Origin of the sequence: Aquimarina sp. U1-2, from assembly GCF_017897595.1 — a bacterium.
Taxonomy (GTDB): Bacteria; Bacteroidota; Bacteroidia; order Flavobacteriales; family Flavobacteriaceae; genus Aquimarina.
Genome location: NZ_JAGKIK010000013.1, coordinates 80,220 through 107,110 on the forward strand (window position 1 = coordinate 80,220; position 26,891 = coordinate 107,110).

The 26,891-nt window shown below is 34.3% G+C and carries 24 protein-coding genes; 3 read left to right on the plus strand and 21 right to left on the minus strand.

Going from position 1 to position 26,891, the window contains the following annotated elements:
- Nucleotides 1-342: 342 nt before the first annotated feature.
- Complete coding sequence (locus tag J8281_RS15335; protein ID WP_210198530.1) at nt 343-2,127, plus strand: DNA polymerase III subunit gamma/tau; 1,785 nt, start codon at nt 343-345, stop codon at nt 2,125-2,127.
- Between the two features lie 176 nt (nt 2,128-2,303).
- A complete protein-coding gene (locus J8281_RS15340) occupies nt 2,304-2,885 on the plus strand; it encodes a tRNA-(ms[2]io[6]A)-hydroxylase (protein ID WP_210198531.1) in 582 nt (193 codons plus the stop codon).
- Nucleotides 2,886-3,081: 196 nt separating this feature from the next.
- Here J8281_RS15340 and J8281_RS15345 read toward each other — a convergent pair whose 3' ends face one another.
- The 4 genes from J8281_RS15345 to J8281_RS15360 form a co-directional block, all read right to left on the minus strand.
- Nucleotides 3,082-3,642 (minus strand): porin family protein, encoded by a 561-nt coding sequence (locus tag J8281_RS15345; protein WP_210198532.1) that lies wholly within the window; start codon nt 3,640-3,642, stop codon nt 3,082-3,084.
- A 212-nt stretch (nt 3,643-3,854) separates the two neighbouring features.
- Entirely contained in the window at nt 3,855-4,769 is a 915-nt protein-coding gene (locus J8281_RS15350) for a Ppx/GppA phosphatase family protein (RefSeq protein WP_210198533.1), read from the minus strand.
- 5 nt (nt 4,770-4,774) lie between these two features.
- A complete protein-coding gene (gene ppk1, locus J8281_RS15355; RefSeq protein WP_210198534.1) occupies nt 4,775-6,880 on the minus strand; it encodes a polyphosphate kinase 1 in 2,106 nt (701 codons plus the stop codon).
- A complete protein-coding gene (locus tag J8281_RS15360) occupies nt 6,880-7,365 on the minus strand; it encodes a histidine phosphatase family protein (protein ID WP_210198535.1) in 486 nt (161 codons plus the stop codon). Before J8281_RS15360 ends, ppk1 begins: the two co-directional genes overlap by 1 nt.
- A 473-nt stretch (nt 7,366-7,838) precedes the next feature.
- Here J8281_RS15360 and J8281_RS19995 point away from each other — a divergent pair, with 473 nt between their 5' ends.
- Nucleotides 7,839-10,034: an OmpA family protein gene (locus J8281_RS19995; RefSeq protein ID WP_210198536.1), complete on the plus strand. Its 2,196-nt coding sequence runs from the start codon at nt 7,839-7,841 to the stop codon at nt 10,032-10,034.
- A gap of 162 nt (nt 10,035-10,196) precedes the next feature.
- On the opposite strand, the gene pdxH is transcribed toward J8281_RS19995, so the two are convergent.
- The 17 genes from pdxH to hisA form a co-directional block, all read right to left on the minus strand.
- Nucleotides 10,197-10,841, minus strand: a complete 645-nt coding sequence (pdxH, locus tag J8281_RS15370) for a pyridoxamine 5'-phosphate oxidase (RefSeq protein WP_210198537.1) — start codon at nt 10,839-10,841, stop codon at nt 10,197-10,199.
- A gap of 100 nt (nt 10,842-10,941) precedes the next feature.
- Nucleotides 10,942-11,847 carry a ribonuclease Z gene (locus tag J8281_RS15375; RefSeq protein ID WP_210198538.1) on the minus strand — a complete coding sequence of 302 codons (906 nt, stop codon included), beginning with the start codon at nt 11,845-11,847 and terminating at the stop codon, nt 10,942-10,944.
- 119 nt (nt 11,848-11,966) lie between these two features.
- On the minus strand, nt 11,967-12,302 hold the full coding sequence (locus J8281_RS15380) for a ribonuclease Z (RefSeq protein ID WP_210198539.1): 336 nt from the start codon (nt 12,300-12,302) through the stop codon (nt 11,967-11,969).
- Between the two features lie 4 nt (nt 12,303-12,306).
- On the minus strand, nt 12,307-13,236 hold the full coding sequence (locus J8281_RS15385) for an aspartate carbamoyltransferase catalytic subunit (RefSeq protein ID WP_210198540.1): 930 nt from the start codon (nt 13,234-13,236) through the stop codon (nt 12,307-12,309).
- A gap of 254 nt (nt 13,237-13,490) precedes the next feature.
- Nucleotides 13,491-14,030 carry a bifunctional pyr operon transcriptional regulator/uracil phosphoribosyltransferase PyrR gene (pyrR, locus tag J8281_RS15390; RefSeq protein ID WP_210198541.1) on the minus strand — a complete coding sequence of 180 codons (540 nt, stop codon included), beginning with the start codon at nt 14,028-14,030 and terminating at the stop codon, nt 13,491-13,493.
- A 394-nt stretch (nt 14,031-14,424) separates the two neighbouring features.
- Nucleotides 14,425-16,251: a 30S ribosomal protein S1 gene (rpsA, locus tag J8281_RS15395; protein WP_210198542.1), complete on the minus strand. Its 1,827-nt coding sequence runs from the start codon at nt 16,249-16,251 to the stop codon at nt 14,425-14,427.
- Nucleotides 16,252-16,409: 158 nt separating this feature from the next.
- On the minus strand, nt 16,410-17,450 hold the full coding sequence (locus J8281_RS15400) for a hypothetical protein (protein WP_210198543.1): 1,041 nt from the start codon (nt 17,448-17,450) through the stop codon (nt 16,410-16,412).
- A gap of 20 nt (nt 17,451-17,470) precedes the next feature.
- Nucleotides 17,471-19,564, minus strand: a complete 2,094-nt coding sequence (locus J8281_RS15405; RefSeq protein WP_210198544.1) for an OmpA family protein — start codon at nt 19,562-19,564, stop codon at nt 17,471-17,473.
- Nucleotides 19,565-20,485: a type IX secretion system membrane protein PorP/SprF gene (locus J8281_RS15410; protein WP_210198545.1), complete on the minus strand. Its 921-nt coding sequence runs from the start codon at nt 20,483-20,485 to the stop codon at nt 19,565-19,567. It abuts the gene before it with no gap.
- Nucleotides 20,486-20,488: 3 nt separating this feature from the next.
- Nucleotides 20,489-22,939 carry a gliding motility-associated C-terminal domain-containing protein gene (locus J8281_RS15415; protein ID WP_210198546.1) on the minus strand — a complete coding sequence of 817 codons (2,451 nt, stop codon included), beginning with the start codon at nt 22,937-22,939 and terminating at the stop codon, nt 20,489-20,491.
- A 2-nt stretch (nt 22,940-22,941) separates the two neighbouring features.
- A complete protein-coding gene (locus J8281_RS15420) occupies nt 22,942-23,331 on the minus strand; it encodes a hypothetical protein (protein WP_210198547.1) in 390 nt (129 codons plus the stop codon).
- 92 nt (nt 23,332-23,423) lie between these two features.
- The gene (gene hisIE / locus J8281_RS15425) at nt 23,424-24,038 is read right to left on the minus strand and encodes a bifunctional phosphoribosyl-AMP cyclohydrolase/phosphoribosyl-ATP diphosphatase HisIE (RefSeq protein WP_210198548.1); all 615 of its coding nucleotides are present in this window, start codon (nt 24,036-24,038) and stop codon (nt 23,424-23,426) included.
- Complete coding sequence (locus J8281_RS15430) at nt 24,039-24,305, minus strand: type II toxin-antitoxin system RelE/ParE family toxin (RefSeq protein WP_210198549.1); 267 nt, start codon at nt 24,303-24,305, stop codon at nt 24,039-24,041.
- Nucleotides 24,305-24,556 (minus strand): hypothetical protein, encoded by a 252-nt coding sequence (locus J8281_RS15435; protein WP_210198550.1) that lies wholly within the window; start codon nt 24,554-24,556, stop codon nt 24,305-24,307. The genes J8281_RS15430 and J8281_RS15435 overlap by 1 nt, the downstream gene beginning before the upstream one ends.
- A gap of 150 nt (nt 24,557-24,706) precedes the next feature.
- Nucleotides 24,707-25,462, minus strand: a complete 756-nt coding sequence (gene hisF, locus J8281_RS15440; protein ID WP_210198551.1) for an imidazole glycerol phosphate synthase subunit HisF — start codon at nt 25,460-25,462, stop codon at nt 24,707-24,709.
- 234 nt (nt 25,463-25,696) lie between these two features.
- Nucleotides 25,697-26,038, minus strand: a complete 342-nt coding sequence (locus J8281_RS15445) for a tRNA-binding protein (RefSeq protein WP_210198552.1) — start codon at nt 26,036-26,038, stop codon at nt 25,697-25,699.
- A complete protein-coding gene (gene hisA, locus J8281_RS15450; RefSeq protein WP_210198553.1) occupies nt 26,031-26,762 on the minus strand; it encodes a 1-(5-phosphoribosyl)-5-[(5-phosphoribosylamino)methylideneamino]imidazole-4-carboxamide isomerase in 732 nt (243 codons plus the stop codon). The genes J8281_RS15445 and hisA overlap by 8 nt, the downstream gene beginning before the upstream one ends.
- Nucleotides 26,763-26,891: the final 129 nt, after the last annotated feature.

A 26,891-nucleotide genomic window follows, 5' to 3' on the forward strand; every position in this document is an offset into this window, starting at 1 on the left:
CAGAAACATTCTGGCGCGAGCGAGGTGATAATGGCTTGAAAATTAGGGAGACTCTCACGCAGCATTTTCTTATTGGTCTCAAAAGTAGTTAGAACTATATACTTAACGTCAGATTAAAAAACTTCAGATACTTTAATTGATACTGGTATATTTTTACGCTATGTGTAAGATTATATCCATATTTTATATATTAAGTGTTCATTTAACGATTTGATAGATGCTATTAAAACTGAATTATGCATTATAAAATCTATTACGGGTTAAAATACTATGTTGATAACTACCGTATAAAAAGAATACGACAGGATTTTAAGTTTAACTGCAATTTTTAACTTTGCTACAATGGAACATTTTATAGTATCAGCACGTAAATATAGGCCTCAAACCTTTGCAGATGTCGTAGGGCAACAGGCTATTACCAATACACTGCTTAATGCTATAGAAAATAATCACCTTGCTCAGGCCCTACTATTTACCGGTCCGAGAGGTGTGGGTAAAACCTCTTGTGCAAGAATTTTGGCAAAAAAAATTAATCAGGACGGCAAGGAGCATCCCGACGAAGATTTTGCTTTTAACATTTTTGAGCTGGATGCTGCATCTAACAACTCTGTAGACGATATTCGAAGTCTTATAGATCAAGTGCGCATCCCACCACAAGTAGGAAAATATAAAGTGTATATTATTGATGAAGTACACATGCTATCCCAAGCTGCTTTTAATGCATTTCTGAAAACACTTGAAGAACCTCCTAAACACGCTATATTTATACTAGCAACTACAGAAAAGCATAAAATCATTCCCACCATTTTATCACGTTGCCAGATATTTGATTTCAAAAGAATTACGGTAACAGATGCCAAGAATCATTTAATGAAAGTAGCAGCTCAAGAAGGAATCAATGCGGAGGAAGATGCGCTGCAAATTATAGCTCAAAAAGCAGATGGTGCCATGCGGGATGCTTTATCCATGTTTGATAGAGTAGTTAGTTTTAGTGGAAAAAACTTGACAAGGCAAGCCGTTACCGAAAATCTAAACGTACTAGATTACGAAACGTATTTTGAAACAACAGATTTAATTTTAGAACATCATATTCCGCAGTTGTTGGTGCAATTTAATGAAATTTTGGCTCAAGGTTTTGATGGTCATCATTTTATAGCAGGGCTGGCTTCGCATTTTAGAGATCTTCTTGTTTGTAAAAATCAAGTGACCATCGATTTACTAGAGGTGGGCCCTCAGACGAAAACAAAATATTTAGAACAGTCGCAAAAAGCCACTCAGCAATTTTTGATTAAAGGTATTGATATTGCTAATGATTGCGACTTGAACTATAAAAACAGTCGGAATCAAAGACTGTTGGTCGAATTGTGTTTGATGCAACTTGCCTCTGTCCATCATCAACCGGACGGAGAAAAAAAAAATGAGCAACCCTACATAATTCCTCCTTCCTACTTCAAAGATAAGGGAATTAAAGCTGTTAAAATTCCGAAAGACGTAAAAGAAAAAGCTGATTCGCAACATCGAGAAATAATACATCATCTTGAAACTGCACCTTCTCAAACAATTGAAGAAAAAACTAATCTGGTAGAAACAACCGAGTCGCTACATTCAGAAGAAACTCAAATAGCAAACCCGGTACTACTAGAAAAGAAGCCAATGATTACCCGAGAACGAAAAACGTCGGGACTTTCATTGAGTAGCATTAAAAAGAAAAAAGAGCACGAAGGTAAAAAGACAGATAGCATAGTTGATCCAAAAAATTTACCTACAGAGGATTTTACCGAATCTGAAATGCAGGCTGTTTGGATTGAGTATGGTAAAATACAAGACAAGAAAGGAGAACGTATTTTAGGTTCTATGTTTGCCATGAATATTCCTGTGCTCAAAGAAGATAAAATTCATTTAGAACTCCCTAATCAATCTATGAAAGTTGATCTGGAGCAAGCACTACCAGGTTTTTTTCATTTCTTATATAAAAAATTAAATAATTATAGTGTCGAACTTGTTATTACTGTTAACGAAGAAGCTTCTAAAAAGTATGCCTTTACACCGCAGGATAAATATGAAAAGCTGAGAGAGAAAAACCCGCTTATTGATAAATTAAGGTCATCTTTTGACCTGGATATATAGCTACACTCGTCTACTTCAATGCTAAGCCATGCTAATATTATTCTAATATTATTATACCTTTGCTAAAATATCGTGTCTTAAACCCGAATTATACATTTTAAAATCCCCGCCTGCCATTTTATTTAGAATAAGGCGGGCAGGTATTACAGCTTAACATACCAAAAAAATCGAATACAATGCTTGGCTTAAAACTTCCTACCGACCCTAGATGGGTGAATATCGTAGAAAAAAATATTCAAGAAATTCTTACAGATCATGCGTATTGCGAACAAAAGGCGGCTGCTACAGCGATATCATTAATTGTAAGTTTTCCAGAATATACAGAACTCGTACAAGAAATGACAAAGTTGGTTAAAGAAGAAATTAGTCATTTTAAAATGGTTCATGACAAAATTATAGAACGAGGTTGGGTTTTGGGTAGAGATCGTAAAGACGATTATGTACTCAAATTAGTCACTTTTTTTCCAAAAGGAGGAAGCCGAACCACTCAATTAGTCCATAGACTCTTGTATGCAGCGCTTATTGAAGCCAGAAGTTGTGAACGTTTCAAATTATTATCTGAAGAACTGAAAGATCCGGTATTGGCCAAGTTTTACAGAGATCTTATGGTAAGTGAAGCTAACCACTATACGATGTTTTTAAATTTTGCAAGGCAATATGGTGATCGCAAAGAAGTAGATCTAAAATGGCAGGAATTACTTACTTTTGAAGCTAAAATTATGGAAGGTCTAAGCACACAGGAAACTATTCACGGTTAGTCATAATACCATTTCCTCTTTAAAAGTTTATGGTAATGAACTACTCTTAGGCAGCGCCGCCTGGGATATTAGAATAAATATCGCTTCGCTTTGAGAATCAAGAAACTAGACTATCTTTTTGTCTCGGCTCTTGATTCTATAAGCCTTAATGTCTGTTCACTACAAACTAAACAGAGTCTCGAAGGAATTCTATTGATTACAGCCTATACCCAAACGACAGCTGTATATTTCGATTATTTCCTTCAAATCCATCGGGTATGCGTTCTTCATCGAATACATTAGTTAAACCAAAACCATAGCGAAGGTCTGCAAAGAAATTTTCGGTAAGGTTTACACCCAATCCTGCAACCAGTGCAAAATCAAAAGTAGAAAAGTCTGCTTCTAATTCACCATCTTGTTCCCACTCCCATATTTTAAGTCCAACTTGCGGACCAAGATGTATATTAAATTTATCAGCAAGATGATATTTAAAAAGGATAGGTACTTGCAAATAATCTACACGCAGTGATTCATCATCATTTCCTTGAGCAGAGTATTGAAACTCTGGTTGTATACTTAGTCTTTCAGACATAGGATACTCAGCAAGAAATCCAACAACAATTCCGAAACGGCTATCTTCCAGATTTTCAGGGATATCATCAGAGTTGATACTGCTAAGATTAGCACCCAATCGTACTCCGTAAGAAGCTTCTTGTGCTGTAATTAATAAAGTAGCAAATACTACAAATAAAGTTGTTACTAGTAATTTTCTTTTCATAAAGCTAGATTTAAGTTCATTATATACTGTAGATAATGGGTTGTTTACACATAAATGATCATGGTTTTTTGATATAGCTTGATCCATAGTAAGCTCTCGAACATTTACGAATTACAAAGTAAATATACTGAATTTAAAGTGAACCCATTTCTGGGTTTAAATTATTAAACGTTGTCAAATTAAGATATTCAAGAAACTTAATTGCAAGAAAACTAAGTTTTACGACTATTTTGCTCTTTCAATTTACTATTGTACAAAGATTTGATAATCCCATCAGACAGACCTATTTTAGGTACGAAAATGTTTTTTGCTTTACTCCATTTCATTGCAGACAAATAAATACGCGTGGCTGGTACTATAACGTCTGCCCTATCCTGGTTGAGATTGAGTTGCCAAATTCTATCTTCATACGTAAGTGAATTTAATAATTTATAATACGAACTTAAGTATAAAAAGGAAATAGGTTTTCCCGGGCTTTTCCCACTATTCTTAAAAATATTATTAATATTCCCTCCAGAACCTATCAGGGATACCCTTGTGTAGTTTTTGGTATGTTGTGTGATCCATCGTTCAACATCATTCCATATACTTTCTTGTACCAAACCTTCAAGTAGCCTTACTGTTCCTAGTTTAAAGGACTTGGATGTAATTGTTTTTCCATTATGATATAATGTAAATTCGGTACTTCCACCACCTACGTCGACATACAAATAGGTGGCATCTGTATTAATAAGTTCGTGAAGATCGGTCATTGCAATAATAGCTGCTTCATCTTTTCCGTCAATAATATTAATATGTATTCCGGTTTTTTCTTTAATTAAAGCGACCACTTCTTTGCCGTTTTCAGCCTCCCGCATAGCCGATGTGGCACAAGCTTTATATCGAACCACTTTATGAGTCTTCATCAGTAAACGATACGCTTGCATCGTATCAATCATTCTTGTAATATTTTCTTCTGAAACACGGTTGGTTTTAAATACATCGGTACCCAAACGAATTGGAAGCCGAATGAGACTGGTTTTTTTAAATCGTGTGGTTTGACCTTCTTCTTCGTGAATACTACTTATTAGTAACCGGATTGCATTAGAGCCTATGTCTATGGCTCCATATTTTTCTATAGTCAACAAAATAGTTAATTTCCTAATTTATTAAGATAATAGTCATAAATAGCAACTTGTGACCTTATTCTCGTCTTATCATTTCGAATGTACGCATTATCCTGATCTTTAGAAAATCTTCTTGCCTTTACGTTATCATTCCAACTAATATCAAACGTTTCTATAAGCTCTTGCTTGATATCTTCATCATAAATAGGGCATGAAATCTCAACTCTTCTATCAAGGTTGCGTGTCATCCAATCTGCAGATGAAATATATACTTTTGTTTTGCCTCCATTTTCAAAGATGAATAAGCGTGGATGCTCCAAAAATTTATCGACTACACTTATTGCTCTAATATTCTCACTCATTCCTGGTATACCGGGTATCAAACAACATATTCCGCGAACGATCAAGTCTATAGTTACACCTGCCCGACTAGCCTCATACAATTTATCAATCATATCATAATCACTCAAGCTATTTAGTTTCAATTTGATAGAAGCCGAGATTCCTTCTTTACTGTTTGCAATCTCTTTATCGATCAACTTCACCAAAGAAGACCGCGTGTAATGTGGAGAAACCAATAAGTGCTTGTATCGATTTACTTTATAATTTATTTCAAAAAACTTAAACACTTTGTTGGTTTCTTTTAAGATAGCTTCATTGGTAGTGAATAGTGTATAATCAGTATATATTCGCGCAGTAGATTCATTAAAATTCCCAGTACTTATAAAACCATATCGTTTTAATTTTCCATTTTCTTCACGTTCAATTACACAAGCTTTACAATGTACTTTCAACCCAGGAACTCCAAAAATCAAGTGAATGCCTTCTCTTTGCATTTGCTCGGCATATGTAATATTGGCAGCTTCATCAAAACGGGCTTGTAGCTCGATTTGTACTGTTACTTTTTTTCCGTTTTTTGCGGCGTTAATTAATGAACTCGCAATGTGAGATATAGAAGCTAGTCTGTAAATCGTAATTTTAATACTCTTTACTTTGGGATCGATAGCCGACTCTCTTAGAAATTTTACTGTATATGAAAATGTATGATAGGGTGTGTATTGTAAAAAGTCTTTTTTTGCAATTTTATCCAAAAGACTGCCTTGTAGCACGAGCCCAGGTATAGCTAAGGGTGTAATTTGCTGATAAACAAGATCTTGATTTCCCAAATCTGGAAAATTCATATAATCTCTACGATTATGGTATCGCCCACCAGGAATAATACTATCGCTATTATCTACTCCCATTTTTTGCATTAAAAAATCAAGGGTATCTTTTTCTATAGTTTTGTCATATACAAATCTAACGGGTTCGCCATCTCTACGGGATTTTACACTACTTGATATTTTTTGAATAAAACTTTTACTAAGATCATTATCAAAATCCAACTTAGCATCTCTGGTTATTTTTATCATATGAGCTGAAGCTCTATTATAATTAAAGATACTAAAATTGATATGCATACAATATCGTATGAGATCATCTAGCATAATGATATATTGCTTCCCTTCTTTTTCAGGAAGTACCACAAACCGATCTGTATCTTTTGGTATTTCGATAAGCGCATAGATTCGTTCTTTAGTGGTTTGCTGCAAAATCTTTGAGATTCTTCCTTCCTTTGGTATTTTTTCATTCAGCACAAGTTTTACGGCAAGATATGCTACACTGTCTTTAAGGTGAGGAAGCTGTTCGAGATCATTTAAGATATAGGTAACTAAGGCAGGACTAACCTTACTTACAAAATAGTTTCGAATAAAAGCATCCTGATCAGGAGCTACTTCCTTCTCATCAATAATAAAAATATGGTGATCCTTGAGTTTGTTGCGTATCTCTTCAATGGTTTCTAAACTTTGAGCCTGTTGTTTGATCACAATATCTGTAATTCTTTCCAACAGATCGCTCGCCGTAGTTCCCTTTAATACGTTTTTTCCATCTTTACCAGCGAGGTCTATTCTTTTAATTGTTGCATATCTCACCTTAAAAAACTCATCAAGATTGTTTGAGAATATTCCAATAAATCGTAACCTTTCTAGTAGTGGAACACTATCATCTGCAGCTTCCTGAAGTACTCTGGCATTAAATTGTAACCAGCTTAATTCTCTATTCACATATTGATTAGTAACAACATCTATCATTATCGCAATGCTTTAGGAAAAAGTATTAATAAGGTTTTTCCTACATTAATCTTTTGCCATTTTTCCACATCAAACTGCAAAACGACTACTCCTGCTGTTGGCACATTGTCGATCCTTTCGCTCCCAAGCATATTTACGATAGAAGTAAAGGCATGATTATGCCCAAAAATCATCAAATCATTAATATTGTCGTCACAATTTTTAATAACATCAAGAACCTGATTGCCTTCAAAATCGTACAAATCAGAAATTACTTCTAAAATTTCTTCAGGAAAGGATAAGTGCTTCACTACTATTTGAGCTGTATGATGTGCTCTTTTCGCAGGACTACTCAACACCTTATCTATCGATTTTACTATAGTCCCTAGCTTTTCACCAATTAAATCGGCATCTCTTAACCCTCTTGCATTAAGAGGTCTTTCTTTGTCTGACACATCAAACTCCCAAGAGGATTTAGCATGCCTTATCATGTATAAAGTCTTCATTTACCTATTTTTATTTTTTATCAATATTCCAATTGGATTCTTTCCAGAAATCTTTTGATCAATAACAACTTCAACACCAGGGTTTAGTTTATCTACCAGATACTATTTTTTCAAAAAAAAAGTTATAAGAATACAAGTTTAAGCATAAGGTTTAACAATTCTAAATATTTAGATTATAAAAAGCGTTCTTTAAGAAAAGGTAAACAGTTTTAAGACTGTAAAGTTGAATAAATTAATATTCAAACTATGATTTTTATAAACTAAAAAGGGCACAAATGATTGAAAATGAATACCATAAACATCTGTTTTTAATCGATAAAAGCATCACTTATATCGAAAAACATGTTTTTTCCTTAAATTATTAAGTGCTATCATATAAATTTACATACGGTTTTCCCTCAGATTAAAGTGTTTCCCAGCGACAGTTTGAATAGTAATTGTCATTATCATTTAAAGGGTAAAAAGATAGAGAAGTGGAAAAAGATAGAAAAATAGTAAGAAGTCAAGCCCGATTTCAAATCATACACCTACTCATAGCATACCTCGTATGTTCTTTTATGAGTCATGGGCAAGTAGAAGTTCCTCTAAAAAAGCGTACAGAGTTTACTTTTAGAGGAGATTTTAAATTTGTATCCAATACTATTTTAGGCAAAGTAAGCAATGATGATGGATCAGGTATTTTTGATCCGAATAAAAGCTATAATGAAGGAGGACTGAATAATCAGTTTCAAATGGGCTTTATCGATATAGATAACGATCCTACCACGTTTAACTCTAGTAGTGCAGATTTTGTGATTGATGCACAGTGTAATGCTATTAAGCATGTAGGCTTATATTGGACGGCAGCTTACGCCGATGAAAAGCGTGATCATGATATTACATCCATCAAAATAAAATACCCAGATCATCAATCATACTCCGATATTACTGATGGGCAGATAATTCATGATTATTATAAGGATAGTGATGCTTTATTTAAGCAATATTCTTGTTTTAAAGATATTACTGAAGAAGTTTTAGATTTAGACAATCCTTTTGGAACGTATACGCTTGCTAATATTCCTGCAACTACATCTGAGGTGAATAACGATCAAACATTAGGTAATGGTCTTACAGGTGGTTGGACTATGATTATTATTTACGAAGATCATACAAAACCTAGAAAAAGATTTTATGTATACGACGGTTTTGTAAATATAGATTCTAAAGCAAAACCTGTAGCTTTTTCTTTTGATAATTTTCAAACCATTCCGAATGGAGCGGTACATGGAAAAATTGGAGTGATCGCTTTTGAAGGTGACAAAGGGATACGAGGAGATCGTTTTCAAGTAATGTCAAATGAAACTCATAAATACAAAAGCTTGACAGACGGTGCCAACCCAATGAACAATTTTTTTAATGCTAATATTACCGAAAATGGTAGAAATGTAAGAACTAGAGTTCCTGCAAGTTCTAACACCTTAGGATACGATGCCGATTTATTTGAAATAAAAAATATTCGTAATAGTATTATAGGTAATAATCAAACGGAAGCTAAATTTAGGTTGTCTACAGACAATGATGGGTATTCGGTAATGGCTGTTGCTTTTAGTGTCGATATTTATGAACCTGCCATTCAAATTATAAAAAGATCACAATACGCAGATAAAAGTTATGTACATCCTGAGGATGTTTTATCTCCAAAACAAGAACTTACCTATAATCTTACTATTTACAACGATGGTAATGATGATGCAAAAAATACGATCATCAAGGATGTGCTTCCAACAAACGTTATTTTTTCTGAAGAATCTCTTGTACTTCCATCTAAAAAAATAAAAACCAAATTTGATAAAGCTTCTGGTACGCTAAGTTTCATAGTTCCGAATAAGATGGTAAAAATGGACAGCGAACCTTTTCATATAAAGTACAACGTGGTTGTAGATACCTCCTGCGAATCTATTGATTCTATAGACGATATCACCATAATTGATCAACCTGTAATTGCCGAATTTAATGGTACTTTAAATGAAACGACAAAATATTCAAAAGGGTATAATCATATCAATGCATGTAATTTACCTGATTACTACCAATTTAGACTTGCTATCGATATAAGCACACTTAACTGTCCAAATGCAAGCAGTTTGGTTGCCATCCCTAAAAAACAGTTAGATGGCAAACTTGCACAGGTAGCACCAGGAGATTTTGATAAGACCAAAAAATCCAATCAATCTGATAATGGCGGTATACAACCCGAAGACATCGTACAAGTTAAAAAAGATCCTGAGTCATCTTTAACGTCTCGATTAAAATTAACTAAAACTATTAACGACCTTATTCATCTTAATGAAATTTATTTCGACTTTGATAAATGGGACATCACCAAGAAAGCTGAAGTAGAATTGGATCGTGTTGTGGAGGTAATGACTCAACAATATCCTGAAATGATTATTAAAATAGAAACTCATTCAGACAGTCGAGGAGGTGAACATTATAACTTAGATCTTTCGCAAAAGAGAGCAGAATCTATCTATAACTATCTTATTAGTAAAAATATATCTAAAAACAGAATAGTATCTTATATTGGTTTTGGTGAAAGTCGCCCTGTTAATGATTGTAAAGATGGTCAGGACTGTTCTGAAGATGAGTATCAGAAAAACCGAAGATCAAGTTTTGTAATCATGTAGGACCAACTTATCTACTACACTATTTAAATGACACCATTAACGGGTATAATACCCTAATGATTAGTTTCGAAAATTAAAATTCAGTTTCTTACCAATATCTTGCTGGCTTGTTCCGAGGTAGTTTACTTTGATTTTCGAAAGTATAGGCGGAGTTTCCCTAATTTAAGGAGCTAATCTATTTGTTATCCATGTTTTATTTTCAAGGGAATACAGAATACGATCATGCAAACGATTTGCTCTGCCTTGCCAAAATTCTATAGTATTCGGGATTACCCTAAACCCTCCCCAAAATGGCGGTTTCGGTATATCTTTATTTTGATACTTATTTTCTAAAGACTGCAATGCTTGTTCAAGAGATTCTCTAGACGAAATAATAGCGCTTTGGTCTGATGCCCATGCACCAAGTTGACTCCCTCTGGGTCTGGATGCAAAGTATTGCTCACTTTCTGACGTAGCAAGCTTTATAGCCTCTCCTTTAATGATAACCTGTCTTTCTACATTGGGCCAAAAAAAAGATAAACAAGTCTTTGGATTTTGCAATAGTGATTTTCCCTTTTCTGAACTGTAATTTGTGTAAAAAACGAAACCCTGTTCGTCATAATGTTTCAACAACACTACCCTATTTTTCGGAAAGCCATCTAGACCTATAGTGGCAATCGTCATCGCATTAATTTCTTCAACACCACCGTCTTCTTCTACCTCTCTAAACCAATCAGAAAAGAGTTTCCATGGGGTATCAGGTAAATTGTCTTCACTTAAGGTATTTTTCTCGTAAGATTTTCTATAATCAGTAAGATCTCTGTTCATAATATGTCATTAGTATTCAAATGTACTATTTACTTGTGTAAATCGATTCCAAATATTATGATTTTAACCCAAATCATATGTAGAATTGGTATCACTTGTTTTAAAAAGTAAAAACCTTACCATCATCAGCTATTTCAACACGATCAAAAATCGTTTTTGCTTCTTCGCGGAATAACTCAATATCACCATAGCGCGTAGAATAATGCCCTAAAATAAGTGTTCCTACATTTGCTTTTTTTGCAATTAAAGCAGCTTCTTTTGCAGAACTATGACCGGTTTTGGCACAGAGATGTTGATGTACCTCTAAAAATGTAGATTCATGATACAATACCGAACAGTTATGCAGTAACGGAACTTTAGCTTCATCGTACTTCGTATCACTACAAAACGCATAACTTTTTACAGGTTTTGGATCTTCGGTAATATTTTTGTTCAAGACGACAGAACCATCTTGTAACACCACGTCATTCCCTTTTTTTATGGATCGATAATAAGCGACATCAATATCATAATTCAGAACTTTACTCATCAACAGTTTTCTATCCCCGGGTTTTTCCTGAAACAGAAATCCATTGCAATATACCCTATGCTGTAAAGGAATGGTGCTAACTCTCACTTTTTCGTCTTCCAAGATCACTTCAGTATCCATATTGGTAAGCTCATGAAAATGCAACGGATAGTCGGTCCATGAATTGGATAATTTTAATTGTAATGTGATTACTTCTTTAATTCCTTTAGGTCCATAGATATGTAAAGGTGTTTCCCTGGTTAAAAGTCGAAAGGTCGATATCAAACCTATTAAACCAAAAAAATGGTCTCCATGCAAATGTGAAATAAAAATATGCTTTATTCTTGAAAACTTAATTTTGTTTCGTCTTAGTTGTACTTGTGTGCCTTCACCACAATCAATAAGAAAGATGTGGTTATTGATTTCTAAAACCTGGGCAGTAGGATTGGTAAATGTTCTGGGTGTCGCCGAGTAACAGCCTAATATGGTAATTTTCAAATTTAAGTTTTATTTAGAGCTAAATCAATATAAAATAACACAAATCCTTATAGAAAAAACTTCGAATTTTTTCGTTAAAAAGCCTCGGTGTAATTAAGGCTAGCAGACAATCATTTAGACTATTCGAAATCTAGATCCCTTTCGATTTCCTCCATTTCTACCAAATCATAAGCTTCTTGTAAAGAAGGTACTATAGTAATCTCTTCTGGCACCTCTTCGTAAGAAACTTTATCGGTAACAATAACAAAAGAGCGTTTGGCTGCTTTATGCTGGTTAGAAATCCTTAAGAATTCTTGAATATCCTTTGGTGAAATTTGCTGTAATGAAAAGAGATTAACAATGATATTATCGTTTTTAAGAACATCATATTTATTCTCTAGACCTTTTACAAACTCTACGATGGTTGTTTTCTCTTGGGTTATAATTGTTGTAGAACCTTCCTTATTGAAAATCATAAGTTTATCGTTTAATTTTTGACGCTAAAAGATATATAACTGCCATACGTATTGCAACTCCATTTTGTACCTGATCTAATATAATGGCCTGATTAGAATCTGCCACATCGCTCGTAATTTCTACGCCACGATTGATGGGTCCCGGATGCATGATTACAATTTCTTTATCTAAACTATCCAATACCTTTTTATCTACTCCAAATAGTTGTGTATATTCTCTTGATGAAGGAAAATAACTTATTTCCATTCGCTCATTTTGAACACGCAACATGTTTGCCACATCACACCAATTAAGTGCTTTTCTCAAATTGGTTTCTACCGTAATACCAAGCTTGTCGATATATTTTGGCAATAAGGTTTTAGGACCACAAACTTTTACTTCGGCGCCTTGTAATTGTAGCGCAAATATATTCGATAGCGCTACTCGAGAATGGAGAATATCCCCAACTATAACTACCTTTTTTCCTTTTACTTCACCTAATCGTTCGCGTATAGAATACGTATCTAAGAGCGCCTGGGTAGGATGCTCATGTGCTCCGTCCCCGGCGTTTACAATACTGGCCCCTACATGTTTAGAAAGAAAAACACCAGCACCCGGATTAGGATGTCTCATAACCACCATATCTACTTTCATAGATAAAATATTATTGACCGTATCAATAAGCGTTTCTCCTTTTTTAACTGAAGATGAGGCTGCAGAAAAATTAACAACATCGGCAGAAAGTCTTTTCTCGGCCAATTCAAAAGATAATCGTGTGCGCGTACTGTTTTCAAAAAAAAGGTTAGCAATAGTAATATCTCGTAGTGATGGAACCTTTTTAATAGGTCTATTAATCACTTCTTTGAAATGATCAGCTGTCTCAAAAATCAAATCAATATCCTCCTTTTTCAGATACTTTATTCCTAATAAGTGGTTTACACTTAGTTCGCTCATTCTTCTACTTTCAAATATTTAGATACAATTAATTTAATATACTTATTGAAATTTATTTAGTTTAACCGGGATTATCCGTTATAAAATCTACTACATTTTGAAAATCCTAAAACCTAACCTTACGATTACATTTTTAAGTTTAACCTTATCCCATCGACTCCACTCAGGTTAAACTGCTATGTCAAAACTAAGAAAAAAGCAGGTTTTAATGCTTTTTCAACCTTTATAACGAAGGTCTCCTGCATAAGTCTGATTTAAGGATTAATTAAATATACTGCATCTTCTCCTTCATTTTCTACCCAGTGTACTTTCACTTTTTCTTGATTAATAGCATCCACCTGCCGACCTCTATAATTAGGCTGTATAGGTAAGTGCCTGCTAAATCTTCTGTCGATTAGTGTTAGCAATTCTATTTCCAAAGGTCTTCCAAAAGATTGCACTGCAGTTAAGGCAGCTCTAATACTTCGGCCTGTATACAAAACATCATCAATAAAAACGACTCGCTTATCTTCTACTACAAAATCGATATGTGTTTTGTTGGCTTCTAATGGTTTCTCTCCTCGTCTAAAATCGTCTCGATAAAAAGTAATATCTAGATAACCTAGGCATACATTTGTAATTGTATAGTCATTCACCAAAATCTGTTTGATTCGATCTGCCAAAAATGTACCTCTAGGTTGCACTCCAATAAGTACTGTATCTTTAAAGTGTGTATGATTTTCGATAAGTTGACAAGCCAAACGGTGCAGAATAATATCTATTTCTTTTGCACTAAGTAGTAGTTTTTGACTCATAATTACCCAAATGAAACTTTGGAGTACAAAAATAAGGAAAAATTAGAATTTTAACACATTATGAGTCTTAGAACTTTAACTCACTATATGCATTAGAAAATCTTTTTTGCTTCAGTTATCCTACGCGAGGTCGAAAGAGTATTTTTAGGTGCATTAAACAGGTCTCGACTGCGCTCGACCAGACAGGCGAAAGTAAATGAATACTATTCAATAAAATAATCATCGAACTCGGGATAATACCCGTTATACTTTAAAATTGTTCAAATAAAAAGCAGTCATTTTTTGTTTAGACAAAAAAACTCAATCATAGTTGTAGCTATGGATACAGTACAAACCAAAATCAAAAAGGCCGTTTATAACAAACGACCTTTTTTTATTTTGAAAGGAAGAAGAACTACTTCCCTCCTTTTTCCATTTTTGCTTTCAAATCAGCTAGTGCATCGATATCACCAAGCGTAGTTTTTTCTGCTGAATTTGCAGCAGCCTTCTTTGCAGCTTGCTTCACGATTTTAGCTTCCTCTTCTCTAAACAATGCAGTATGAGAAGCTACCACTCTTTTGAATTCTTTATTAAATTCTATAATCTGGAATTCTGCTTCTTCACCTTTTTTGATTTTACTTCCGTCCTCTTTCTCTAGATGGCGAGAAGGTACAAAAGCAACGATATTATCGTTAAATTCGATAGTAGCACCTTTATCTACAATATCTGCAATTTTTGCAGTATGTTTGGTTCCTACACCAAATTCAGTCTCATAGGTATCCCATGGATTATCCTCAGTTTGTTTGTGACCTAAACTTAGTTTACGTCCTTCAACATCAAGTTCTAGAACAATCACATCTAGTGTATCACCAACGTTAGTAAAGTCTGATGGGTGCTTGATTTTCTTGGTCCAAGAAAGGTCCGAGATATAAATAAGTCCATCAATTCCTTCTTCTAACTCAACAAAAACACCAAAGTTTGTAAAGTTTCTTACTATACCGCTATGCTTAGAACCTACAGGATACTTAGAGGTAATATCTGTCCAAGGATCCGGAGTTAATTGCTTGATACCTAACGACATCTTACGCTCTTCTCTATCCAAAGTCAGAATAACAGCTTCTACCTGATCCCCTACTTTTACAAAGTCTTGTGCAGAACGTAAATGAGTAGACCATGACATTTCAGAAACGTGAATTAATCCTTCTACACCTTCTTCTACTTCTATAAAAGCACCGTAATCTGCGATAACTACAACTTTTCCTTTCACCTTATCACCTACTTTAAGTTCTTTATCAAGAGCTTCCCATGGGTGAGGTTTCAATTGCTTAAGACCTAGCTGAATACGTGTTTTGGCTTCGTCAAAGTCTAAAATTACTACGTTTAGTTTCTGGTCAAGTTCTACAATCTCATTAGGATGATTGATTCGTGACCAAGAAAGATCTGTGATATGAATAAGTCCGTCAACGCCTCCAAGATCAACAAATACACCGTAAGAAGTAACATTCTTAACAGTACCTTCTAATACCTGACCTTTTTCTAGCTGACCGATAATTTCTTTCTTCTGCTCCTCGATATCTGCCTCGATAAGTGCTTTGTGAGAAACTACTACATTTTTGAATTCGTGGTTAATTTTTACCACTTTAAATTCCATAGTTTTTCCAACATAAGCATCATAATCACGGATAGGCTTTACATCGATCTGAGAACCTGGCAGGAAGGCTTCAATTCCAAATACATCAACGATCATTCCTCCTTTGGTTCTGCATTTTACAAACCCATTTACGATTTCGCCAGTATCATGAGCGGCATTAACTCTATCCCATGCTTTGATAACACGAGCTTTACGATGAGATAAGATCAATTGACCTGTAGCATCTTCACGTACATCGATTAACACCTCTACCTTATCACCTACTTTTAGATCAGGGTTATAGCGAAATTCGTTCAGCGAGATAACACCTTCACTTTTAGCATTAATATCAATAATAGCATCTCGATCTGTAATATTAATCACAGTACCGTCTACTACTTCGTCATTAAGGGTATCTACAAAATTCTCTGCTACTAACTTTTCAAACTCTTCGAGTTTAGAATCAGCAATAGGATCAATACCCTCTTCGTAATTATGCCAGTTAAAATCTTTTAAAAATTGCTCAGGATTTTCTTGTTGTGGAGATACAGCAGGAGCTGCATTTTTAGTTTCCACTTCCTGAACGTCTGCGTTTTTAGTTTCTTCAGACATTGAAGATTAAATTTGTATCCTGTACAGTATTGAGAATCAAAGCGAAAACTATACAGAAGCGTTAAAATTAATTATATGTATCCTTTTTAGATTCTCTTATTCACCAAAAAGGAGTGCAAAAATACAATAAGTTCTAATCAATTACAAATCCTCATTTATCAATTATTTTTTTTGATCGCTTTACTTATTTTCTTCTTTAAGTCTTCGATATGCTTCGGTTTTAAATTACTTGAAAGACCCGTTATATAATCACGATAAATAATTTCTCCAGTTTTGGAATTGACTACTTCCAGAAACCTCTCTGAATTCATTCTTGCATACCTCACATAATAAAATTCTTCGCCTTTCAAAATTTTAGCACTTATATGTTCTTCCGACATTACTTCATATTCGAAAGTATAATTTTTGAAAAGTTTAGATATATAGTCTTCTTTTTTATCTCCAACAGGTATATAGAAAGTAGGATTTATTTTATTATCTAAATAGGATGGTACAAATAGTTTTGTAGTCGACAAATTTTTTAGCTCTGGCAGATAACTATTATCATATAACCAATACTCTTGTTCACTCTCTATCAACGAATTAACTTTCTGAAAATAATTTTTTAAAAATCCGGGGTTATAATTGTAAAACATATCATCTGAGTATATTTTACTCTTAGTTATTACTATCTTGTCATTTATAACTTTATCTATGTCTCCCCATGCATCACCTTTAGGGTAAATATAAAAGCGGGCGATTGGAATTTCGTATTTATTTAAAATTTTCTGAAATTTTCTTTCTTTTTGTTTAGAAGTTATATTCTTAAGTTTATCTAGTATTTTTTCATTGTCGTACATGTTAAAATCAATATATATATATCTTCTAATACTAATACTTCCACTTTTTCTAGTAATTTCTTTTTGGAATGCCCCTATATGAACTATTGAATTATCATCATTCAAATAATCCTCTATATTGAAATTATTGATATCCGCAATAATATAAGGAGTAACAGTCCATACCTCATTTAATATAGCCTTGTAAGCCTCTTGATCATAAAATTTAGATAGAACAAAAACTGTTGTAGTGTTTTTAAAACGTTGAAAAGTTTTAGAATCTATTTTCCCTACTTTTCCATAATGCTTGGAACTTACTGAAACTTGAGAAAAAGTCTTTGTAACAACAATGACCAATATAAGTAAAACCCTGATTTTCATAATATTATTTTAAAATTGATTTAATACTTCACTATTTCGAATTCACTTCGTCTGTTGGTTTGGTGATCTTCTTCAGAACATACTTTGTTATCACAATCAATGAGTGGTTGTGACTCTCCAAAACCTATAAATTGAATTCTTCGAGCATTTACATACCCTACAAGCGCCAGATAATTTCTGGTAGATTCTGCTCTTTTTTCAGAAAGTACTTGATTGTAAGAATCTGTACCTCTACTATCGGTATGTGAACTGATTTTAATATAAACCGATTTATATTTTTCAAGTTTGGCTGCTAGTTCATCTAATACCCTTTTCGAATCAGAACGAATATTCCATTTATCATAATCGAAATAAATAGGTGGCATTTTAAAAAACAACCTACCGTCTTTTTCTATTACTGGTGGGCCTTCGGTATCTTCCAGAAGTGTTTCTCTCAGTTTTGCTTTGGTAATTTCTGTTGACCTTAACTTCGTTTCTGTGTGTATGTTTGTACTAGTTATTTCGTTTGTCTTTGTATTACTTTCACTACTACTATTGGTGTTTTTACGTTTAACATTCTCGGTACTTGTAATATCTGTTCCCTTATCCAGATAAATTACATAAATCGCTTCGTCTTTTTCTTTGACAAGTACTACTTTAGTTTTGGTTTTATAGCCTGGAGCGGCTGCTTTGAAATTGTATTTTCCAGGGAATAATTTAATATCAAAAGCAGCGATAGCATCTAACTGACTTTCATATAATTTTTCATTATTAGTATCAAAAAGAACTACATCTGCATTAGCTATATACCCATCATTTGCAAAATCTCTTACCTCGAACCTGGTTCTGTATTCTCTTGGAAAAATTTCTCCTATCTGCGTGAATTCATAGATGTCATCACTTCCCTTTTTCCTGTTAGAGGCAAAAAAACCATCAGTTGCGTTGTAATATGACAACGAAAAATCATCAAAACTCGAATTAATAGGAGCTCCCAGATTAATCGGGGTATTAAATTTTCCTTGCTTTGCTTCAGCAACGAAAATGTCCATCATACCTAATCCCAGATGACCATTTGAAGAAAAAAACAAATGTCCGTCGTTCGAGATAAATGGAAACTGCTCTCTGTTTTCGGTATTGATATTTGGTCCTAAATTAATAGGTTGACCAAAGGTTCCATCTACATTCACAGTTACATAATACAGATCAAAATCACCATAACCTCCCGGCATATTCGAGGCAAAATACAATTTTGATCCGTCTACAGAGATCGAGGGATGCTCTATAGAATACTGTGTATGGTTAAATTCTAATTTTTCTGGTACCGACCATGTACCCTCAACCTTAATTGATTTATAGAGATGAATAGCATTATTGTTTAGGCTGTCATATTTCTTTTTACCTTTTTCGGCATTGCTTTTTGAAAGATAAATTGTATTACCGTCATTCGAGAAACAGAAATTACCTTCATGCAATTTAGAGTTAATAGCTTCTGAAATAGAAGTGATCTCTGAAACTGGTTGATTTTTGTCATCAACACTAACTTTGTAGATATCAAGAAATGGACGATGCGTCCATTTATACTTTTTATCAAGAACACCGTGAGGAAAGCGATCAGTAGTAAAATAAACTGTACTATCTTTTTTAATTGCTCCAAATTCTGAAGCTTCTGAATTAAAGCTGATGGGTGCAATTTTGTAATCATCATCTTTTAATTTGAAATCTTCAATAATAGCAATAGCTTCTGATGTATTAAAGTTTTCCTGACTTCTTTCTTCAGTATAGGTAGCGAGATATTTTATTGCTTTGTCATACTCCCCCAAGGCAGAAACCACCTGATACATCATATAATTATATCGATTGTCGTAGGTCTTATCACGGTTATAAAATTTTCCTGAAGTTAGATACCTTAAATATCGATATGCTTTTCTGAATTGAAAGGTGTTATAGTAGGAAGTACTTATATTTTCTAAAATATGCTTAGTATATCCTTCTCTATTCAATTCTTCTTCATATTGTTTAGCTGCGTTTATATAATCGCCTTGTTCAAAAAAGCGATCAGCCCTACTCTTTCTTTGTGAAACTACAATTTGAGTTGCCAATAACAACAATACGAGTATTATTTTTGTATTTGCCATTTAGAAAAATCTTGGAGAAGTATGTTTATTACCAAATCTTAACAGATCGAAATTATACAACAGCACAATTTCATGACTTCCGTTATTATAACCGCTTAAATCACTAACACTAAAATCATAAGAGTATCCAACTTTAAGACTCGAAGTTATATTGAATCCTGCTAATGCAATAAATGAATCTGTATATCGATATGAAATTCCTAGTTCAAAGACATCATAAATCATTGAGTTTAACGAAACATCGAAGGTTAATGGAGAATCAATCACTTGCTTGACCACTAATGAAGGCTTTAATCGTACCTCATCAACAAAATCGAACACAAATCCTGCAATTCCATAAAGATGCGTTTTATTTTGAGCCACACCTATACCATTAAAATCCACGTCACTAGGAAGTAAATTTGGTGAAGATACCCCAGCATAGAAGTTACTGGTAAACAAGTATAGTCCTGCACCTATATTTAGCTGCGTAGTGGCCGTATTATCCATAAATACAGGATCGCTGGCTACATTTGATCCAGAAGGATCGATTCTAAAACTATTGATACCTGCTTTTAATCCATACGAAAGTCGTGCTCTGTCTGAAATTCTGGTTACGTATGCAAAGTCAATATTGGCGTAATCATTGTTTACCGGAATCGCGTCTCCTATTTTATCATTAACATAGTTTACACTAAGTTCTATCTTCTCACTTATCGGAATATTGGCAAAAACATTCGCTGTTCTTGGTCCACCTTCGATACCGGTCCATTGTTGTCTGTACAATATTCCCGTAGAAATCAAACCACTTTGTCCTGTAGCATAAGCCGGATTTACGGTACTCATATTATACATGTATTGAGAGTACTGGGGTTCTTGCTGCGCCGAAATAACCACACAGAAAACCACACTTATGATTACAATTAGTCTTAACTTTATCATTGTTTATCTGCTTAGGTAAAAACTTCCCTGAATAGGTAAATTATTTTCGAAATTTGGTGTAAAAATGTAGAAATATGTTCCGGATGGAAGGTCATCTCCTAATCGTACTGAAACATTGCTTTCACCCCGAAATTCTTCAGTATCTTTTCTTGCATCATAAACCAGCGTTCCGTAACGGTTAAAAATTTTCAATTCGAAATCAGGAAAAGCCTCTGGTAGGTTAAACTCGTCTTCGATAAGCAAGTCAAAAGTATCATTTTGATTATCGCCATTAGGTGTAACACCATCTTGAAAGTCAAATGCGCATAATTCATTTGTCGAAGACCGTTCACCTGTATTTAGAATATTCATGGTAACCTGAAGGCGTTCTGATTCACAGCCATCTACATCAACATTTGTAATATAATATATTTGATTATCCAATAAAATCGGATTATCTACAACAGCAGTGCTACTTTCTAAAGAATCATACCAATTATAATTTAAGACATCTACCTCAATATCATCTAAACGTACAGCATCCAGAATACAAAATTCCTGATCGGGTACATTCGGAATCGGTAAATCTACGATTTGAACCGAAACAATGAGCGATGACTGATCACAAGGTGCCGCATTCGACAGCACGTATCTGAAATTGTAAATTTCATTGGTTAATGTTTCAAATTCCAAAACGCCATCTGCTAACAGAGCCCCGGTGTTATCTGTATCTTCGAAGGTTCCTCCGCGTGGAGTATCTCTATCTAATAATGAGAACAGATTTACCCTACCATCAATTTTACAAAACGTTTCTGCTCTATCGGTCCCAATAGTTAAGGGCTCTACTACAGAAATAGTTACTATAGCCTGATCAGGATCAGAACAGTCTCCATTAGCAGGAACAGTGTACGTATATACGCCTTCACCTAGTACTGGTAGCATGGTATCGCTTGCATCAAAAAATCCTAAGTGATCCGGAGAAGTATATCCAAATGGTCCCGTCCATACTCCTGTAGTATCTGGATCTCCTCCCAGGACTTCAAAAAGCGTTACGGTAAGGTCATCAGAACATAAAGTTATAGTACCATCCTCTCCCGCATTAGGTTCTTTATCAACAGTAAATACCAGCGTTGCACTAGCTTCACAACCTGAAGCGTTTGTTGTAGTATAGGTAAAGGTTAATGTTTGCGCGATATCTCGTTCTTGTATACTATAGCGATTTGGAACAACATCACCAAAAATATTTGTCCAAACTCCCGAATTCGATATCGTATTAAAACCGTTTGTATTTAAAAGACTTCTTAAATCCACTTGACCGACAGATTCGCAAATAGAAATATCTGAAGTATTTTCTCCTGCATAATCAAAAGGTAATATTTCTATAGTGACCGTAGCAGTCTCGACTGCACACGGATTTAGACAAGAGGTACTTGCTCCCCCACTATATGGATCACAAACATCATTTTCGTCTTTACAATTGATAGCAGGACTCACAGCATATTCAAACACGTAGGTTCCGGGTGGAGCGTTTTGAGTGTTAATCGTTCCTAAATGTGTATATTCTGGGTTAGGATTCCCTAATTCTGTAAGCAACTGTTCTAATTCTAAATCGAAACCACTAGGTGCCGGACCACTAAGCAATCGCCAGTTGGTTGCGCTGTCTGATGCATAGGTAAAATCAATAGTTGCTCCATCGGCATTAGTTTCTTCTGAAAACTCTAGTAAACTAAACAAATTCAAATTCCCTGGTCCCTGATTTGTGCAAATTCGTGGTGGCGGATTGGGTTGGCGAAAGGGTCGTAGTTGTTCATATATCTTAAAAGAAACGATACTTGTGTCATTTTCGCACACTCGAGCTCTTTGATCCACTTTATAATGAAAATCATAAGTTTTACAGCCAAAACGGAGGTTTCTTCCTCCATCGGTTAAGGTAGTATATAACTCTTTAAGATTAATAATTGGGTCATTCTCATCTGCTATTTGCCCTGTGGGATCTAAACCTGGCAACCAAATGCCTTCGTTATCCTCTCCGTTAAGGTATATATCATCTCGTAAATTGATATCTGCATCATAATCGCCTGCTAGTATTTCATCTTCGCAGATATTAATAAAGTTTGCAGATCCTGCATCCACTTGTCGTACAATCGCGATACGAACTGTGGTTTCTTGAAAAGGATCACAAGGCAAGATTCCAGGAACTCTATATGTAAATTCAAAAGCTTCCTGATCTATGAATGGTGTTTCTGAAGTAAATCCGTAAGGGATACGAGCTTCAAAACCAGTTTGATCTTCATTAAATCCTACAAAATTCGGACTAGAACCGTTATATATCCATTCTCCATTCGCATGAGGTGGCGGAATCGTATTATCCTGAACAAATGCAGAAAATAATAAAAATGTCTCAGAATCACACCCTTGTGCATTCACATTAAGCGCTCCAGAACGCGGTAATGCTACTCCGGAATAAGGCCCCAAGATTATACTCTTGCTGTCTTTAGTACAACGTCACCACAGCTAGCGTTTCGTAATTCAAAAAAGTATTCATTTTCTGTAGCAGTAACTGTCGAATTTTGTAAGCCCCAGGTAGATAACCTACCTGTACTTGAATCAAAAGCCGCTGCATATTCTGGAGCGATTGTCCATGTACCATCTACAGAGGTAGTACTGGTTTCATCATACATACTAATGATACCATCAGGATTAGTATCGCCATCAAAATCAAGGGTTTCCATACTACATACCTCAATATCAATTGTCGCTGGATCTGGCGTACATTGTGCATAAGAGGAAACAAAGGGAAAGAATACAATAAGTATAATTGATAGGCTTCTCCCAAAAAAGCCTAGCACATTGCCTTTTGCTTTCAAAATAAATTGGTTTAGGTGGGGCAAAAGTAAAAAAAATATCTTTTTACCGTAAAACTTTAACGGTTTTGGATAACTTATATTTTAAAACTTAATTAATGCCTTAATTTTAAAACTTTTACAATATCATTTAATTCATATCCCTTTGCCTGTAAAAGGATTAAGTAATGAAAAAGTAGGTCTGCACTTTCATTAAGAAATAAATCTTCATTATCATCTTTGGCCTCTATAACAACTTCGACTGCCTCTTCGCCAACCTTTTGTGCTACCTTATTTATTCCTTTTCGAAACAAAGAAGCTACATATGATATTTCGTTATCCGGATGCTCTCTTCTGTCTTTTATGATCTCTTCTAACTCTGACAAGAACCCAAAAGATTGATTATTATCTTCACTCCAACAAGTATCTGAACCTGTATGGCAGGTAGGACCTTCAGGATTTACATAAACGAGTAAAGTATCCTGGTCACAATCGTTTTTAACATCAACAAGATGTAAAAAGTTACCACTTTCTTCTCCTTTTGTCCACAAGCGTTGTTTTGAACGGCTATAGAAAGTTACTTTATTCGTTGCAATCGTTTTTTCATAGGCTTCCTTGTTCATATACCCTAACATAAGTACATTTTTGGTAGTTGCATCTTGAATAATAGCTGGAATTAAAGTTTCTTTTGATTGTTTCCAAATGGAAAAATGGAATTTTGATGTACTCATTTAAGGAAAAATTTTATAAATATCTTCTCTCTTTACAAAGCGAGCGAAAGTAACGGTTTTATTTTCTATGAACATTCCAAGGCGATATTGACCTACACGAACTCGATAAGCTACATCAAAACTTTTTAACTTCTTGATATTCGCTATATCGTCAACAGAATCTACTTTTTCTATGTCTAATAGAACATTTTTAAGTTGTGTCTTTATTTTGTTGTTTTTGATCTTTTTGATATCTTTTTCGAAGCTACGGAGATAAATAGTTTTCATTAAGCATCTAAAATATTGAAAATATCATTTTTAGATACCTGCTCAGATGTATCGGCTTTTTGAAGAAGTAACCACAAACCAAAATCTTGTTTTTCCTCATCAGTCATTGCTTCAATACTTTCTTTTTCTTTTTCTAAAACATAGGTTTCTACAGCTTTTTCTATCAATTTTTTAACACTGAGATTTTCAAAAGCCGAGATTATTTTTAATTTGGTAAGTGTTAATTCATCTAAGTCTATGTTTTTTCTCATTATTTCGTTTTTTACAAATATACAAAGTATACATTATATACATATTTCAAACTTAACTAATTCTTTGCTCGTTGAAACTAATAAAGTACTAGTTTTTAATTAGAGCATATTTAAAATAAGGCTCAAAAAATTGTGTTTTAAAAGATGCTGTTATAACCTTACCGATATATGATGATTTTGCAATATTTCTTTTAGGTTTTTAATTTCTATTTCTTTAAAATGAAAAACACTAGCGGCAAGAGCTGCATCAGCTTTTCCTTTTTTAAATGCATCTACAAAGTGTTTCATGCTTCCAGCACCGCCAGAAGCGATAATAGGGATATTGAGCTCTTCAGACAATTTAGCTAATGCCTCATTGGCAAAGCCATCTTTTGTTCCATCATGATCCATTGAGGTAAATAAAATTTCTCCTGCTCCGCGCTCTTCTACTTCTTTTGCCCATTCAAACAAGTTAAGTGCTGTAGGTACTTTTCCTCCCACCAAATGTACTTTCCATTCGTTATCAATTTGTTTTGCATCAATGGCTACAGTAATACATTGATTTCCAAATTTTGCTGCTAAATCATTGATCAGCTTTGGGTTTTTTACGGCTGAAGAATTTACGGAAACTTTATCGGCACCATTTTGTAAAAGGATATCTACATCTTCTACCGAAGATATACCACCACCCACTGTAAATGGAATATTTACTTTTTCAGCTACGCGTAATACAAGATTTGCTAGGGTCTTTCGTTTTTCTTCGGTTGCCGAAATATCAAGAAAAACCAATTCATCGGCTCCGGCTTTTGAGTATATGTCTGCCAATGCTACAGGGTCTCCTGCATCTCGTAGGTCTACAAAATTGACTCCTTTTACAGTACGCCCGTCTTTTATATCGAGGCAAGGAATGATTCTTTTTGTTAACATAGGTTAGTATATAGTATTTAGTACTAAGTACTAAGTATTAAGTACTGAGTATTCAATATTCAATATTCAATATTCAATATTCGGTATTCAGTATTCAGTATTCAGTATTCAGTATTCAATATTCAATATTCAATATTCAATATTCGGTATTCAGTATTCAGTATTCAGTATTCGGTATTCGGTATTCAGTATTGATATTGAGTATAAAGTCTTACGTTTAAGGTATCATTATTTTTATCCTACTTCGGTTCCATTTTGTACGAAACGCTCAGGTTGTAATAAAACGACTTCTTTATTTATGCCTAAACCACCTAATAACAAACATTCACTCATGATATTAGCAATTTGTTTTGGTGGAAAATTAACCACAGCAACCACTTGTTTACCAACAATATCATTGGTTTCATATAATTTAGTGATCTGAGCCGAGGATTTCTTTATTCCTATATCTCCAAAATCAATACTTAGCTTGTATGCCGGATTTCGTGCTTCCTCAAATATCTCTGCTGATACGATAGTTCCTATCCTTATATCTATCTTCGCAAAGTCACTCCAGTTTATTTCTTCTTTAGGCATTATTTTCTAGTATAAAATGTTCTAATTGTTTCAGGGAGATCCTATTTTCATAAATAGCTTTTCCTATAATTGTTCCTTCGCAACCTAACTCGGCTAATTTTGGCAATTCATCGAATGTTGATATGCCTCCAGAAGCTATAAGTTTTAGGTTTTGGGTTTCAGATAGTATTCTACTATACAATTCGAAAGATGGTCCTTGCAGCATCCCATCTTTACTGATATCTGTACAAATTACATAGGCTACACCCTCGTTTTGATAGTGTTGTATAAAGGGAATTAACGCTTTATCACTCTCCTCTTGCCAACCACTGACAGCAATTTTTTCATTATTTGCATCAGCTCCTAAAATAATTTTATCTGATCCATAGGTCTGCAACCAAGAGATAAACGCTTCGGGATTCTTTACTGCAATACTTCCTCCTGTTATTTGGTTTGCACCACTTTCAAAAGCAATTCTAAGATCCTGATCGGATTTTAAACCGCCTCCAAAATCAATTTTTAACGCTGTTTTTGTGGCAATTTGTTCTAATATCTTATGATTTACGATATGCTTAGATTTTGCCCCGTCGAGATCTACTAAGTGTAAAAATTGAATTCCGTGGTCTTCAAATTCCTTTGCAATTTCTACAGGATTTTCATTATATATTTTTTTGGTGTTGTAATCTCCTTTAGAGAGACGCACGCATTTTCCGTCTATGATATCTATGGCTGGGATGATTCGCATATATTAAAGTTGAAATTAGAAAGTTGAAAAACGAAACGTGTTACCTTTTATTTGAATATCTGTTAAGCTATCTAAAAAGTGTTTGTCAAGCTGAACTTGTTTCAGCTTATCATTTAACTTTATAAAAAT